This window comes from Caballeronia sp. 11_S32, from assembly GCF_056930355.1.
Window position 1 is genome coordinate 988,299 of the sequence record NZ_JBXOWH010000003.1, and the last position, 14,554, is coordinate 1,002,852.

Sequence of the window (14,554 nt, forward strand, 5' to 3'; positions counted from 1 at the left end):
GATGTCGGCTGCCCAGTACGGCGAACAGCGCGACGCCGACTACCTGGTCGTTTTAAGGGAATCCTTCGCTGACTCCTTGATGTCACCCATCGCTCTCTGTGTTTTGCCCGCCACCTGCTGCGCTTCGCCCTTTAGTTCTTGAGCTCTATCGCCGGTTGCTTTGCCGACCCTTTCATTGACCCTACCTTTTACTTGTTCGGCAACGCCCTTCCATTGGTCCTTGTTCATCACGTCCTCCAGTGAACCGTGTTGATACGGCAGGCGGATTGAGCACATCTCATTCCAGCGACGTGCATGACCCCTTTCGGGAGTTGGCCGCGAGCAGGCGCCGACCCGCGGCCGACAACTAGACGACGACACGGTACTCCGGGGCTAGAGAGCTCGCGGAGCGATGTCAATTAAATGACGATGTGTTGCGTTAGGCCAGTTCGAACCGAGCGAGGAGGGCATCAATAGATAAGACGGGCGCGGAGAGGCCGGCGTGCGCGCACGTCAGTTGAAGCGTAGGCTGCGACGACTCGCGAAACGAGCGATATCTTTCGGCATGGGCGTTGCTTTGGATGTGGGCAAACTGCGAGCAACCATGGCCACCGTTCTCTTGCTTGACGACAACGAAGCAAACCTGCCGAGCTTGCAGTTAGCGCTCGAGCATGCCGGGCATCGCGTTCTCGCTGGTGACAGTGGCGCGAGAGGGCTCGAAATAATAGCCGCGCATTGTCCGCACGTGGTCGTCACTGACTGGCAGATGCCTAGTATGGACGGGGTGGAGTTCTGTTCCGAACTGCGCAAACGCGTCATCTTCCGGCGGGTGCCTGTCATCCTTCTTTCCGGCGAGCAGGAGCCCGCGTATGCGAGCCCGCCGTGGACAAGGTTCTACAGGAAACCAGTGTCAGTCGTCGTTTTGGTTAGCGCAGTCGAATCGTTTGCAACGCCCAGTCAGTTTATAGACCCTACCGGGCGGGATGGTGGACTACATGCCTCCCGCTGGGCAGCTGTCCACCCTAAATTGTGGCCATGATTGCAGTGTCATCGGAAAGCGGTCAGAATTTCGTGCGAAGCAAGCCTTGACCCCACGAACGGTAGAATTGCGACATGATTCCCATACATCTCGCACCCGAGGTCGTCTGGTCCCGCTACGCCGGTGCCAACGTCAGCGCAGAGTTAGACACACGACCGACTCGACAGCCGGACCTCGCAAAAGAAATTGCTGTTCTGAAAAGGCTCACTGACGCGCTGGCTCGAGGCGAGAGTGCGACGCTTTCCATTCTCACCCAGGACGCACTCGAGCTGTGCCGTGCAGATAGCGCTGGCGTTAGCGTGTTGGAGGTGCAGCCAGACGGGTCGGCTGTGGTCAGGTGGATAGCGGTTGTCGGCAATTGCGGCGAAACAGTGAGCGGAAGCTCCCCGGTCGACAAAAGCATCTGCGGAGTTACGCTCGGATTAGGCGGGCCTCAGTTGTTTCGCCATTCGCAGCGGTGCTTGTCCGGCCCAAACGACGTGTGCGCGCCTGACATCGAAACTCTAGTGGTTCCGATTCCTGGCGTCATGGGTCCGCTGGGTACGCTCGCGGTTTCGTCGCAGCGCGCTATGCCTCATCTTGACGCCGAGCACCGTCGGATATTGGCAAGTCTCGCGAGTATGGTCGGCCCGGCGCTCAGGGTAGAACGCACGCGCGACGAGTTAGGGTCGCGTGCCGAGTCTGCGGAGGAGCAAGTCTCGCTAGCCCAGGAGGCTGAGACGAGGACAGACAGCTTCATTGCAATGCTCAGTCACGAGCTGCGTAATCCGCTTGCACCTATTGATGCTGCGCTCCGGACCATCGAGCGGGTGTCGACGAACAACGCCGCCGCGCTCGCCGCAACGGCGGTAGCGCAGCGCCAGATGAGACGGCTGTCACGGCTCATAGACGACCTGCTGGATACCACCCGAATTCGACACGGGAAGCTCGCGGTCAACAAGGATTACGCGAACCTTGAGGAGATTGTTGGAGATGCGGTCGCGTCGGTCCGTGCCGACGCCACACGTCTTGGTCAACAACTTGTTGTGGAGCAGCCCGAAGTACCAGTGACGGTCTTCGCGGACGCCTCGAGGCTCACGCAGGTCGTTGCCAACCTTCTGTCCAACTCGGTGCGGTATACGCCTGCGGGACGCAAGATAACGCTGACCGTAGAAGCGATATCGAGCACTGGCGGCCCCTCGACGCCTTCCGCGCCCGATAGCGTCGACATCACGGTCGTAGACGAAGGCGTTGGAATCGGTCCTGAGGCGCTGTCGCACGTGTTCGACCTCTTCAGACAGTCCGACCCCGAACATCGACAGGCCGACGGCGGTCTAGGCATTGGCCTCGCCGTTGTCAAACACCTTGTGGAGCGTCACGACGGTTCAGTGACTATCCACAGCGCCGGCGCTGGTCGTGGGACGACGGTTCGCGTCAGTCTTCCCATTGTGCGGTCGGAGGTGACGGCCTCCACGCTGATTCCGCAGAAGGTGGCTCCGCCAACGCAAATCTTGTTGGTCGACGACGACGCGGATTCCGCCCAAGCGCTTGCAATGTTACTCGAACTCGACGGGCACGAAGTACGAACTGCGTTCAGTGGTCCAGCGGCGCTTCAGGTAGTTGACACGTTTCGGCCTGCGGTCGCGTTCATCGACCTCGGCATGCCTGGAATGACGGGAATCGAGTTGCTTCAACGTCTCCGAAGCCGCGCAAGCCTCAATGCGACAAGAATGGTTGCACTTACTGGCGCGTCTGGACCTGATACGCAGGCGAACCTCATCGCTGCGGGCTTCGCCGAATGTTGTATAAAGCCGCTGTCGCCTGAGAGGCTCTATGAAATCATTGATGAGCGAAGTGGGTCTTAAGGCACAATCTTGCTTCGATTGAGAATCCGAACAGGATTAAGCTAAGAGCCGCCCGTGGTCAGTTAGCGCTGACGCGGCTTAAGTATGAGGCTCACCTGCCCATTTCGCTCGAGGATGGCGGCTTTCACGTCATCAAGCTCGGTGGTGTGTAGCTCTTGTCTCGCCGTCTCTAAGACATCGGTCTTTGTGATTAGAGCCGCCGACATTTGCTTGTCGTCAAAGATGCCGTCGGCGAAGACCTCTCTTTCGGCGCCGACAATGATTCTCTCCAGTTTGGGCGAGTGAACACATGCCCAGGCGAGGACACGATGTACGACAACGATTACGAGCGATGCAGCGACGGTCGGGATGGCAGGGGAGGCACCGACGATGACGCGGCTCAGCGTGGCCCCGAGAAGAATCGCGACCACGTAGTCGAAAGGCGAACGCTGTCCGAACGAGCGACGGCCGGCGATGCGAATAAAGACCAATGCACCGAAGAAGACTGCGAGCGCGCGCGCGGCCATCTGATACGCGCCGAGGTCCCGTCCTTCACCGAAAATGCTTAGCATCAGACTCATTGGTTCCTCCCACTGAAAAACGTCGCCATGGGCCGGCCGACGCCGCGCTTGCTATTTCAGTCATCTGGTCCAAGGTAACCCGGCAGCCCCATGGCAGCGGGGCTTTTCGCGAGCTCCATGGCCTTCTTAACAAGCGCGTGGAAATCCCCGTCACTGGTCGGCGAAGGAAGCGAACGCCGGAAAAAGTCGGCCCATCGGAACTCCTCCAGCGGAACGGGAGTCTTCTCGTACCCTCCAGCGTCGCGGACGAAAGCGGACAGGCTCCGGAATTCGTCGTCCTCGAGTTCCCAGATGTGTTTGCGCATTTCAGAGAATGACGCCCGTTCTCCTTTCGCGTTATACGGGTACGCCCATCGATTGTTTTCAAGCGTAAGCCAAAACTCCGACTGCTTAAGGCCTGATAGGTCTCTGACCAGGACGAAGGGAACGCTCTCCGCTTTTATTCGCCACAGGGCGGCGGCAACGTGGTGATGGTCGATTGCGTACGGCATGTTTCCAGGGCCGTAGACGATAGGAATCGGCTTTTCGGCGATGGCCATGTCCAGGTCATGCCCTTCGAGCTTCGCGTAGGCCTCTGCTTTTTGGCGGACTTCCCGCAGTCCATGCGTGAGCTGAGTCGGTCGGAGCTTCTCGATTTTTATCATTTTCATTGCGTCCTCCAAATCGCGTACGTGCCGCCCGACCGAAGTCCAAACAGCAAAAGACTTAACGAACGAAGTAAAGCAACTCTCGCGCCTATCTGAAACCGCGCGACGCTTGAGCCGACTGGTGCGATGCGAATGTTGTTAGGAGGCTCGCCAATGGCTCACGGAATAAGGACGCCGCCTTGATTAAAACCGCGAGTACAAACGCCGGCCGTACCGGAAGGTCTTGCTTTGTAATTGACTCGACTGTAGGCGCCAACGCAGCGTTCATCGTAAAGGCGTAATGAGTACCGACCACGGAAGCCGGCAGAATAACGAGAGCGTCATCCGCGAGGGGTCTCTTCTCAACGCGATGCAGCACGAATCGCTTCGAGCAATCTCAGCGGGTCAAATGGGTTTCTGACGAATGTAAGCCCCCGCTGGTCTGGTAGTTCACTGACTAACGCGGTTCCCCGACATGAAGACGAACGGGACCGAACATAAAGATGACTGCGCCCGAAGCTTTCCATCGAGTCCCGGCCCGTTCAGGTTGGGCATCATCCAATCTGAGACAACGATGTCCGGCTTCTGCGCCAGCGCAATGAATATTGCCTCGGTGCCATTGCCTGCCGTGGCTGCGTAAAAGCCGTGCGCGGCGAACACCGCGCACAGAGACATCCGAATTTCCGGTTCATTGTCGACCACGAGGACGATTCGCACATATTCCTCGACCGTTCGCAATGGAATACGGACGGGAGCACCTACCATTCTTCTGACGCCTCAGGCTTATAACGTCGTGCCAGACACCCAACCGCCAAGACGCCGCTTTCGGTTCTATCGGCCCAAGGGTACGACGGCGAGGCGCGGGTATGCTTGCAATGCTGCGTTGCACAATTATTGCTACGATGTCCAAGTACGCGCGGCCTGCTGATACGGCCCTGTTCCGTAGACTGATGATTTGGAGGCAAAGATGGTGCATGACGCCGATGTAGCGGCGACGTTGCTGAACCGATGGCAGGCAAAGTCTGGCCCGTTGGAGGGTACCGCCTCTTCGTACGACCTCCTTCGCGAGGGAGGGCTTGAGTTCACATTGGTCCGCGGGCTCCTCGGCCACGGCGATGATTCGTGCGACGGGATGGAGGTTGAATGTCTTTCTTTCAAAGATGGCTCGCGCGCGCTGAGGCTCGTTCGCACCCGACCGGCTCACGACCTGACTCGATGGGCCGCTCTGGGGCCGCTAGGGAAGCTCACCGGCAGTCTACTGGGGAAGTGAACGCCGTCGTTCGTGACAGCCCGGGGCCGGTCGGTCAATTCGACCGTAAGGCAATTAAAAGCCCCACGCGCAAGGCCTGGGATGTATTGCGGTCGACTTTGCGAGTAAGTAATATCCCTCGCAGGTAAACACCTAATGTGACCCATCATGCCTGTTGCTGCACTGGCCCCTCAACGGCGAACCGAGTCCGTTCGACAGTACGCCAAGGTGGTCGCAAAGCCGATTGTCATCATTTCGATTGGATATTGTGTACTGTCGAGTGCTTGCTTCCAACTGTCTGCAGATGGCGCCCTCGACATCCGTGGGGCGCAGCAAGCTGGACTGGTTACCGAAGACTATGCGCTCCGGCATACGACGGACGCCGTACTCTTCAAGCAGGTGGGTCCAAGAATGTTCGAGTTCCGCGTGAAGCGTCCGATATTGGGCTACGCTGGCATCCCGTGGCTCATCTCTCACCGCACAGACATAGACCTTGTGCATCAGTGCGAGAAGCTGGCAAACGACGGTTGCACACTGCGAGCTGATTAGTGGCCGCGCCGCTTCAGTTTCGAAGGACATCGCCATCAGACATTGTCAGCCAATGGTCGACGGAACGGCTCGACTTGCAACACCTGTATCAAGTCCTCTAACGCCGGTGGCTTGACGAGGAAACAGTCGAATACTCCGTCTTGGGACGGTGCGGCGTCTCCGGTAAGGGCGACGAGTCGAGTCATGGAACATTGGGGAAGCTGCCTGAGCACACCGGCGAGCGTCGGGCCGTCCATGCCAGGCATATGGACGTCAATCAATGCTACGTCTGGCGTGAATGTCTCGACCAGAGCCAGCGCCTCCGCGCCGCTTTGTGCGCGGCGTACGTCATGTCCGTCGAGTGCGAGCAACATCGAGAGCGCCTCGGTCGCATCGCAGCTATCGTCTACTAACAAGATTCGAGCGGGGGGGATGCCGTGAGTGGTCGGAGCGGAATGGCCGATGCCGCTCTTGCATACGATGGGCAATCGCATTGTGACGCAGGTTCCCTTGCCTTCACCATCGCTTGCGACAGAAACGGTGCCGTGATGTGCGTGGACGAGAGACTTTACGACCGAAAGTCCTAGGCCCAGTCCCCCATCAGCACGCGTCCCCAAGTAGGGCGATTGCGCGTACAGCTCGAAGACACGCGGCAATAGGTCCGGTTCGATGCCGATGCCATTGTCGGTTACCGAGATGACGGCATCACCCCTGTATTGCTCATCACGTGCAACTGCATCTGCGTCGGGCGCCTCGACGAGAAGCGTGATTTCGCCGCCTGGAGGCGTGTACTTCACCGCATTCGACAGGACGTTGCAGATAACCTGCGTCAGGCGAGCCGAATCGGCATAGACCGTCACGGGGTAAGGCGGCAAGGTTGCACGCAACTGATGTCTGCGCCTCCTCGCATCTTCGCCGACGGCCGCCATGGCGTCTTTGACAATGTCACCAATCAAACAGTACCCGAGGTTGACAGAGAGCTTGCCATGCCTGACCCGAGAGGCATCGAGCAAGTCGCTCACCAGACGTTTCATCTGCTGAACCTGGCGGTGTGCGAGGGCGAGAGCCGAGAGCACGGCGGGGCTTTCGGCCGCAAGTTTCTGTGCTACCTCAAGCGCTGCATCTATGGGCGCCAGTGGACAACGTAGCTCATGGGCCAAAGTCGCGATGAAGTTGTCCTTGTTGACCTCGACCTGCAGCAGCGATTTTCTAGCCGCCTCGGCTTCCGCGGCGCGCGCTTCAGCGTCGGCTCTGGCATCCGCGACATTCAATGCCGCGAATGTGAAGTCGGCAAGGCTCGTCAGGATGCGACGATGCTCGCCGTCAAACTGCACCCCGGCGTCGTGAGAAACGACCCACAGCGCCCCTCGAGGACCGGGCCTGCCGGGGACCGGTACGACAAGTTCTTCAGTGATGTCTGGCTCAATGACCGACAGACACGGGAAATGCCGCTTTGGAAATGCTATGAGTTGAGGTGCGCCCAGCCGAAGCGCGATGCTGGCGGGGCTTTCGTCTTCCGGGATGACATGGCCAACAAGTTGAGCGCAGCGACCCGACACGGCAATCCAACGGAAGGTTTCCGGCTGACCTGGCAGGTGCTCGCGAAGACTGATGCCGGCGCTGTCAGCGCGACATAGGGCGAGCGCTGTGTCGGCTAACGTCTGGAGCATCGCGCTTTCAGATGTAGTAAACGCTTTAGCCAGCGCATGCAGCGCCGCGCTCTCCGCGGCGTAGTCGGGCGAGCGTCGGCAGCGTGCGTCAAGTTCCCGAGTGATAAGCGAACCCGCGCGCTGAATGCGCTCGACGATGGAAAGTTCAGACGGCCCCTGCATGTTTAGCTCTTGTCAGGCTGAAAGCAGTACGCGTGCTTTTATTCTAGGCGTTGCGCCGTCATTGTGCGGCGCCGGGCGCCGTAGATAAGTCGACCAATTTCGACGTACTGACCCGCTCGGGCGCCATCCTGCCGTTCAAGGCAGCGCCGACTAGGCGTTCACAGGTCTTGAGCTCCGAAAATGCGCCTCGTGCCCTGAGCGAATCAAAAATGACACTCACAACAACAGCACGCGTCCCGTGCTAGCGTCAGCCCTCGGAGTAGCGCGCAGCTCAGAAATTATGACAGTAGGTATCCTGAGTAAATTATTTGTGTTTATCTATGAGGCTTTATCAGCTGGCGGTTGCGGAACCACGAACTTGCGAAGGCCGCAGCATAGTGCGGCCACGCTAAAGTACCTCGTTGCTCTTGGCAAAAAGTCCCGGTATGTACCGGAGTTATTCAGCCCGATGGCCACTTGAAGCTCAAGGAATATATCGCAGTTGTCCGGCAGGCTTGTCGGCACTGTCATGCTCTTGACGACCAGGTTTCCCTTTCACTTTAGCTATGCGTTCCTCCAATAACGTCTTCCAACGGGTTTTCGCGCCCGCGAGCGCAGATGGTCACGCGCTAGATACACGCGTGAAGCCTAACGGCCGGTCTTTAACGGACTGAGTTATCGCGTTACCCACTGCACATCTGCGATGCCACGACCGCCGCCCGTCTAGTCGGCCGGCGGTGTCGCGACATCACTGCTTCTGCGAAGTCGAATTTAGTAAAGCGTCAATCACGAGTCAATAAACGGGCACGAATAATCGGCGTGGTCGGATATAAATCCGCTCTTATGTCACTGTAGCGGCGGGATGGCGCCGAACTTCTCCGCGAGCATTCTTTCGTACACGCCGAAGTGTAAGTCGACCTCGTCCTGTGACACGGTCTGCACGAAGATGTTGACTTTCTCAGGTATCAATCCCATGACCGCCGCGACGGCAGCTTCGAGTTGCGGCGCGCAGATGCGGTCTTCCGGCAAGGTCGAACCTACAGTAATGTCGTAGGATTTGTCTTCGCTAAATACGATGTCGACGATGCGCGCCCGTGCGCTCATGTTGTTGTCAACGGCTAGTCGCGTCACATCTGCCAGTTGGTGCATGACTTCCGTCGGGAACCCTTTGACCGAACGAAGCCGAATGCGATGTTTGCCAAGCGTGCGCCAATCAGTGTCGAATTCCATGACTGTTCTCCACGTAGTCCAGGTGCGCGGATGATATGGGCCGCAGACCGCTTTTCAAGACCTAAAAATTTGATGGAATGGGCCCTTGAAATGCCTCAGCCAGCTCCTATATTTCGCGTTGCACGGCAGTCGCGCATACGCGGCGTGCTTCAACTTAATTGGTCGCGGGCACGAGGGCCTGCTGGAAATGTAGCAGCCCGTCATGCCGCGAGAGGAGAGCGAAAATGAGTGATGCCTTCATTGGACCCGACCTCTTCAGTGAACTGGACCGGCTACAGCGCCAAATGTCCAGTCTGTTCGGCGGGTTCCCCACCAGTCTTCGTTCGACAAGAGCCGGGATGTTTCCGCAAATCAACGTCGGGTCGACTGAGAACACGGTCGAAATCGTTGCGTTCGCGCCCGGTCTGGACACGAGCAAACTGGACGTGTCTGTCGACAAGGGACTACTCACCATTGCGGGTGAACGAAAGACGGGCTATGAACAACCGCAGGAGGGTTCCCGACAGTATGCCCAAGAGCGCTTCTCCGGGGTTTTCCGCCGGGTTATCGAGCTTCCTCAACAAGCAGACCCGGACAATGTTCACGCGAGGTATGTCGACGGGTGTCTCCTCATCTCAGTCGGCAAGCGAGAGATGTCCAAGCCACGTTCGGTTACTGTTCAATGAGGTGACGTCATGAGCGACAACACAGAAATCACCGAACGCGACCAAAGCGGCATTGCTCGTCGAGACGCCGCGGACGCGCGCCGGCGCCAAACATCGACGCCCGCTGTTGACATTATCGAAGATGGCCACGGGGTGACCCTCTGGGCCGACCTCCCAGGCGTCTCGAGAGAGAAGCTGGAAGTGAAGGTTCATGACGGAAGCCTGACCATCGATGCAGAATCGGTGGTCCCGGTGCCGGCGAACCTACAGCTTGCCCACACCGAAATACGCGCGCCTTATTTTTCTCGCACCTTCACGGTCAGCGAGGATTTCGATACGTCGAAAGTTAAAGCGTCGTTAAAGGACGGCGTGCTGACGCTGACGATTCCCCGACGCGAAGAAGCGAAGCCGCGAAGGATTGAGGTGTCGGCAGGCTAATCAAAGGGCGCGGCGGTGAGGCGAGTGCTTTGCCGCCGGCGCTGGTAGGAGGAACGCTTGTCAGGCCGAAACGCCCCCTTTGCACCTGCTATGGGCAGTAAGTGCGGGACTTCAGGCGTGGCGTTGGTCGCCCGTTAGGGCATCGTGGCATGGGCCGCACGACTCGTTCGCGATGGCCTACCTAACGATAATCGCTGGGTCGCACCGCAAGACACCTGGGGGGCGAGCGCCGAATGGACCGTCGAGAGAACCTGACGTACCGATGGCCGGACTCGAGCATATGGACCTCAAGTGAATTGAACGGTTAGAGAAGAGCGCCGTAACGGTTTCTACGTTCTTCGTCCAACTGAGGGGCGTCAGCATTGCACTTTGCAGGCGAAACTGGTCGGGTTTGCTTAAGGGCTTCCTCGATTCGCGCCATCCGTCGTTATCACCGCCAGAAGCTCGACCCAGAAACAAACTTTGAACGGGCGCTGTCGATGGTCATTAGCGTGCGGTTGACGGCATTCGACCGTGACGCCTGCTTGCATAATCTGGTCTTCCCATGTGGACTGGTGAGGGGACGCGATGGTAACCGAAAGGGGAAACTGGACGCACCGTCGAGTCGAGGTTTTAGAGCGGGTGCTCATTGTCGACGACTACCGAGGGGCGGCCGTCGCCACTGCCGAATGTCTATCGTTAGAGGGGCTGCGAACAAGAGTAGCAGGGGGGTGCGCTGAGGCTCTTGAAATAATTCGACGTTGGTCGCCAGACGTGGTTTTGCTTGACTTGATGATGCCGCAGCGAGACGGCTTTGCGACTGCGCGTGCCATCCGCGGATATCCCAATTCGACCGAGACGTTCATTTGCGCGTACACAGCGAAAGACGCGGAGTTCGTCGCGCGAAGCAGCGAAGGGGCGCTCTTCAACGGATATTTCAGAAAGGGCGCGTCGCCCGACCGGCTTCTATCGTACCTACGCGATTTGTGCGTCTCCCCCGAAATCTCAAAGAGTGGCGGTCGCCATAACAACATGCCTAGCCTGCAGCCGAATCCTCACGTATCCGCCAATCGTTCTAAGCTCCGTTGAGCGGCCGCCCGACCGCTGACACCGGCGACGGTATGTAGGAGACTCAGGAGGTCGCTCTGCTAGCGCATGCGAGCAACGCGTATCGGTCGACCGATGGTCAGGGTTCGACGAAAAGCAGCGAGTGTGAAAGTGAGGGCGCCGGGCGAGAAGGCGCACGATTCCCGCTCAGGCAAAAAGCCCGACGCACAAAAACCGGTCTTCCGACAGGCGCTGTTTGGCGATAGCGCATCCATAGGCGAGAACCGCCGCACGCGCCAGCGAGAACGACCGTCAGGAACGGAAATTGCACTGCTATCTGGCTGCTTTCCGATGCCGGACGGTGACGATTCAATTCCCGGCGAGTTTATGTTTCCGAACGCGGACGCCGCGATGCCGAACAAAAGACTAGCACGAGACACCGCGGCCCCTCATGACCAGATTGCGGCGGAACGCATGACGTTCGCCTTGCTCGTGGATGCAGTGGTCGACTACGCGATTTTTAGCCTGGACGAAGCCGGCATCGTTACGAGCTGGAATACGGGAGCCGAACGTCTGAAGGGCTACGCTGCCGAGGAGATTATCGGTAAGCATTTTTCAGTCTTTTATCCGGACGACAAAGTCCAACAGGGTGTTCCGGAAGCGAACCTTAAGCGAGCGCGCGCCTCGGGCCATTGCCTGGAAGAAGGGTGGAGGGTTCGCAAAGATGGTTCAGTCTTTTGGGCTAGCGTGGTAATTTCGGTGGTAAAGGATGGGACGGGCAAGATAATTGGCTTCGCTAAGGTAACTCGTGACATGACAGAGCGGCATAAGCTCGAAGAACTCGAGGCATCGCGCCACCGAATGTACGAGTTTCTTGCGCTGTTAGGCCATGAGCTTCGCAATCCGCTCGCGCCGATTCAGAACATCGTGAACTTGCTCGAGCGCTTTGACTCCCCTCCGAGAGAAATCTTTGAATACGCGAAGGGCGTGCTCGGACCACAGGTTTCGCATCTGACCAGGCTGGTCGACGACTTGCTCGACGTCGCTCGCCTAACAACCGGGAAAGTTCGAGTGTATTTGCAACCGCTTGACATGAGAGCCGTTGTAGAGCGTGCTGCTGAGAACGTCCTGCCCAAGATTGATGGAAAAAGGCAGTCCTTGGTGGTCGACTTAGCAAGCGCACCGCTGAGGGTATCAGGAGACTTGGTACGACTGACGCAAGCGGTCTTTAATGTATTGGACAACGCGAGCAAATTTTCGCCAGTCGGTTCGAGAATAAATCTGACTCTGACGCATGAGCGCCAGTCGTGCGCGCTTTCGGTCGAAGACCCGGGACGCGGCATTGCGAAAGACAACCTTGAGTCGGTCTTCGCTCTCTTCTTCCAAGAGCACAAACCCGGAACGATACAGGACGACAGCGGTCTCGGCATCGGATTGACAATCGCTCGCTCTATCGTGGAGTTGCACGGGGGCAGCATCACGGCAGAGAGTGACGGGCCTGGGCGAGGAGCGGTTTTCAGAATCCACCTCCCGCTCTCGGCGAAATCTGAAGCTTCGCTGTCGAAGCCTCGTCGTTCTCGACCACAAGAGCAGACGCGTACATTGAGAGTTCTCGTTGTTGACGATAACCGCGAGTCAGCGCAGAGCATGGCAGCGCTGCTTGAGGTGGACGGACATGCAGTGCGTACCGCATTCGATGGACATAACGCGGTCCAAACAGCCGCAGCTTTTCAGCCCGACCTCGTTCTCCTAGACCTTTCAATGCCCACGATGTCAGGATATGAAGCCATTCGTTTAATGCGCGAGACACTGAACAATCGCGATATGACCATCGTGGCAGTGACCGGGCTCGGACTTGAGGAAGATAAGCAACGCACTGCGGACGCGGGTTTTGACGCTCATCTGACCAAGCCGGTCCCGGCGTCAGCTCTCAGCGAGGTGATTGAACTGGCGTCTCAAAAGATTGCACGAGGCCAAAAATGACCGCCATGTTAGGAAGTCCTTCGGTATCGACGGCAGAGGCCTCGCCAGCGGGCGTCATGTCCATGAGGTTCGAACACCCAAAGACGCTGTCATAAGAATGATTCTCGAGCATGAGAACGAACACGTACTGTATAACAGCCGTAGGTCACGTTGGCTCCGTTCTTCGCAAGCGGCTCTTTTGTGAGGCGGCGAGCCGGACATAGAAGAGAAGCGTGAGAACCTTTGAGCCTATTGTCGAGCAGTCAGTCGTTGCGCCACTTGCCAGCGTGGCTACAAAGGATGAATGTTTCCCGCCTGCTTACCTTTGGGTCCCTGCTTTACCTCGAAGCTGACTTTTTGGTTCTCTGATAACGTCTTAAATCCCTCGATTCTAATCTCCGAAAAGTGAGCGAAAAGGTCATCTCCGCCGTCATCAGGCGTGATGAAACCATATCCCTTGGCGTCGTTGAACCACTTTACTGTCCCTGTCTCCATACTTCGCTCCAAGTTAAATTTCGATGTCTTCTATCATCTTCCGGAATCGATACCGAGCCGAGCGTGGTTCTATATATTAGGAATGCTACGCGAAAATATAAAAGAAAACACGCGCAGTGCAAAGAAAACATGCGGTTCGCGTCAGGCGGAGCTCGCTGCAATGAGAAGTTAAGGTAAAGTTCTCTTATCAAAACGATAGGTGCATTTTTTGTCCAAGTGGGCGTGAGTGTCAAGCAGTTAAATACCTCATTGCGACGCTCATCTTTCTGATGCGGTCGTTTCTACCTTTTCAACCTCTATGTCGGTCTTTAATACATAAGACAAAATGGGTTCTCGTACCTTACCCAAGACTAGAATCATCAACGGTTTCAAGCAGTATTCCTCGCGCATTGGATTGATTCTCATGACGCGGGGGCCCGTCTCACCCTCGCGCGAGGCTGCGTCAACGAGAAGCGAAGCGTCACGAAAACAACTTGGACGGGAAGGTACTCTCGGCTTCGAGCGGCCTTGGCCGTACTCGTTCTTGATTTGTTGAGTAGGGCCAGGTGAGTCGTCGAAAATCGTTTGCGGCTCGGACGCGACTTGCTATGAAAACCAACGCGACGGAGCGGGCGCGGCCAAGGCATAAGTCGCTGATGCTTTGCGGGTTCATTTTGCTCGGCCATTTCGCATCAAAGCTACGCGTCTGAAATTCATCAAGGCCATTAGACTCTCTTCGAGAGCTGCCAACAAAGCTCGCGAATCTGGGTAGTCAACTGTTCGGCCGCTCGCAACGCGCTCTCGCTGCTTGGCAATCAAAGTCCTTGTCTCGAAAATGTGGGCGTCGAGCGTCGAGCGTCGAGCGTCGAGCGTCGAGCGTCGCGCGCCACCGTCGTTGCGCTTCAGGGTCATAGCGGGACGCGTAAGAGGTCTTTGTCGTATCTTGATTCTGCCGTCGTTTCGGTTGGATAGAAAATCGTGTACGAAAAGGTGCCCTTGCCGTTTCCGTTCACCGCCTGCGAGGAGAAGTCTGCAGTACCTCGGGGCAGCTGTTGCGACCACCGCGCACAGGAGATAGCTCGCGTCTCCCGAGAGGCAACCTCGAGCAGTCAGAGAAGGGGTTATTTTCCGCTTTAGTATTGCG

At 57.5% G+C, this 14,554-nt stretch carries 13 protein-coding genes; 6 read left to right on the forward strand and 7 right to left on the reverse strand.

Annotation, left to right across the window (positions count from 1 at the left end):
- Window positions 1-39: 39 nt before the first annotated feature.
- The gene (locus AC1Z32_RS16220) at window positions 40-228 is read right to left on the reverse strand and encodes a CsbD family protein (RefSeq protein WP_483479595.1); all 189 of its coding nucleotides are present in this window, start codon (window positions 226-228) and stop codon (window positions 40-42) included.
- A gap of 355 nt (window positions 229-583) precedes the next feature.
- On the opposite strand from AC1Z32_RS16220, the gene AC1Z32_RS16225 reads away from it, so the two are divergent.
- Both AC1Z32_RS16225 and AC1Z32_RS16230 read left to right on the forward strand, forming a co-directional pair.
- The gene (locus AC1Z32_RS16225; protein ID WP_483479596.1) at window positions 584-1,018 is read left to right on the forward strand and encodes a response regulator; all 435 of its coding nucleotides are present in this window, start codon (window positions 584-586) and stop codon (window positions 1,016-1,018) included.
- A 569-nt stretch (window positions 1,019-1,587) separates the two neighbouring features.
- Window positions 1,588-2,862, forward strand: a complete 1,275-nt coding sequence (locus AC1Z32_RS16230; protein ID WP_483479597.1) for a hybrid sensor histidine kinase/response regulator — start codon at window positions 1,588-1,590, stop codon at window positions 2,860-2,862.
- A 62-nt stretch (window positions 2,863-2,924) separates the two neighbouring features.
- Here the strand turns inward: AC1Z32_RS16230 and AC1Z32_RS16235 are convergent, their stop codons facing one another.
- The 5 genes from AC1Z32_RS16235 to AC1Z32_RS16255 all read right to left on the reverse strand — a co-directional run bounded on the left by AC1Z32_RS16235 (window position 2,925) and on the right by AC1Z32_RS16255 (window position 8,866).
- Window positions 2,925-3,422, reverse strand: a complete 498-nt coding sequence (locus tag AC1Z32_RS16235; RefSeq protein WP_483479598.1) for a DUF421 domain-containing protein — start codon at window positions 3,420-3,422, stop codon at window positions 2,925-2,927.
- A 56-nt stretch (window positions 3,423-3,478) separates the two neighbouring features.
- The gene (locus tag AC1Z32_RS16240; RefSeq protein ID WP_483479599.1) at window positions 3,479-4,072 is read right to left on the reverse strand and encodes a ParB-like protein; all 594 of its coding nucleotides are present in this window, start codon (window positions 4,070-4,072) and stop codon (window positions 3,479-3,481) included.
- 426 nt (window positions 4,073-4,498) lie between these two features.
- Window positions 4,499-4,813, reverse strand: a complete 315-nt coding sequence (locus AC1Z32_RS16245) for a response regulator (RefSeq protein WP_483479600.1) — start codon at window positions 4,811-4,813, stop codon at window positions 4,499-4,501.
- A gap of 1,068 nt (window positions 4,814-5,881) precedes the next feature.
- Window positions 5,882-7,657 (reverse strand): ATP-binding protein, encoded by a 1,776-nt coding sequence (locus AC1Z32_RS16250; RefSeq protein WP_483479601.1) that lies wholly within the window; start codon window positions 7,655-7,657, stop codon window positions 5,882-5,884.
- Window positions 7,658-8,482: 825 nt separating this feature from the next.
- Window positions 8,483-8,866 carry a hypothetical protein gene (locus tag AC1Z32_RS16255; RefSeq protein WP_483479602.1) on the reverse strand — a complete coding sequence of 128 codons (384 nt, stop codon included), beginning with the start codon at window positions 8,864-8,866 and terminating at the stop codon, window positions 8,483-8,485.
- 224 nt (window positions 8,867-9,090) lie between these two features.
- On the opposite strand from AC1Z32_RS16255, the gene AC1Z32_RS16260 reads away from it, so the two are divergent.
- From AC1Z32_RS16260 to AC1Z32_RS16275, 4 genes are all read left to right on the forward strand, one after another.
- Complete coding sequence (locus tag AC1Z32_RS16260; RefSeq protein ID WP_483479603.1) at window positions 9,091-9,531, forward strand: Hsp20/alpha crystallin family protein; 441 nt, start codon at window positions 9,091-9,093, stop codon at window positions 9,529-9,531.
- 9 nt (window positions 9,532-9,540) lie between these two features.
- Complete coding sequence (locus AC1Z32_RS16265) at window positions 9,541-9,948, forward strand: Hsp20/alpha crystallin family protein (RefSeq protein WP_483479604.1); 408 nt, start codon at window positions 9,541-9,543, stop codon at window positions 9,946-9,948.
- Window positions 9,949-10,515: 567 nt separating this feature from the next.
- Complete coding sequence (locus AC1Z32_RS16270; protein ID WP_483479605.1) at window positions 10,516-11,016, forward strand: response regulator; 501 nt, start codon at window positions 10,516-10,518, stop codon at window positions 11,014-11,016.
- Between the two features lie 123 nt (window positions 11,017-11,139).
- Window positions 11,140-12,957 (forward strand): hybrid sensor histidine kinase/response regulator, encoded by a 1,818-nt coding sequence (locus AC1Z32_RS16275; RefSeq protein ID WP_483479606.1) that lies wholly within the window; start codon window positions 11,140-11,142, stop codon window positions 12,955-12,957.
- A 270-nt stretch (window positions 12,958-13,227) separates the two neighbouring features.
- On the opposite strand, the gene AC1Z32_RS16280 is transcribed toward AC1Z32_RS16275, so the two are convergent.
- Window positions 13,228-13,431 carry a cold-shock protein gene (locus AC1Z32_RS16280; RefSeq protein WP_483479607.1) on the reverse strand — a complete coding sequence of 68 codons (204 nt, stop codon included), beginning with the start codon at window positions 13,429-13,431 and terminating at the stop codon, window positions 13,228-13,230.
- Window positions 13,432-14,554: the final 1,123 nt, after the last annotated feature.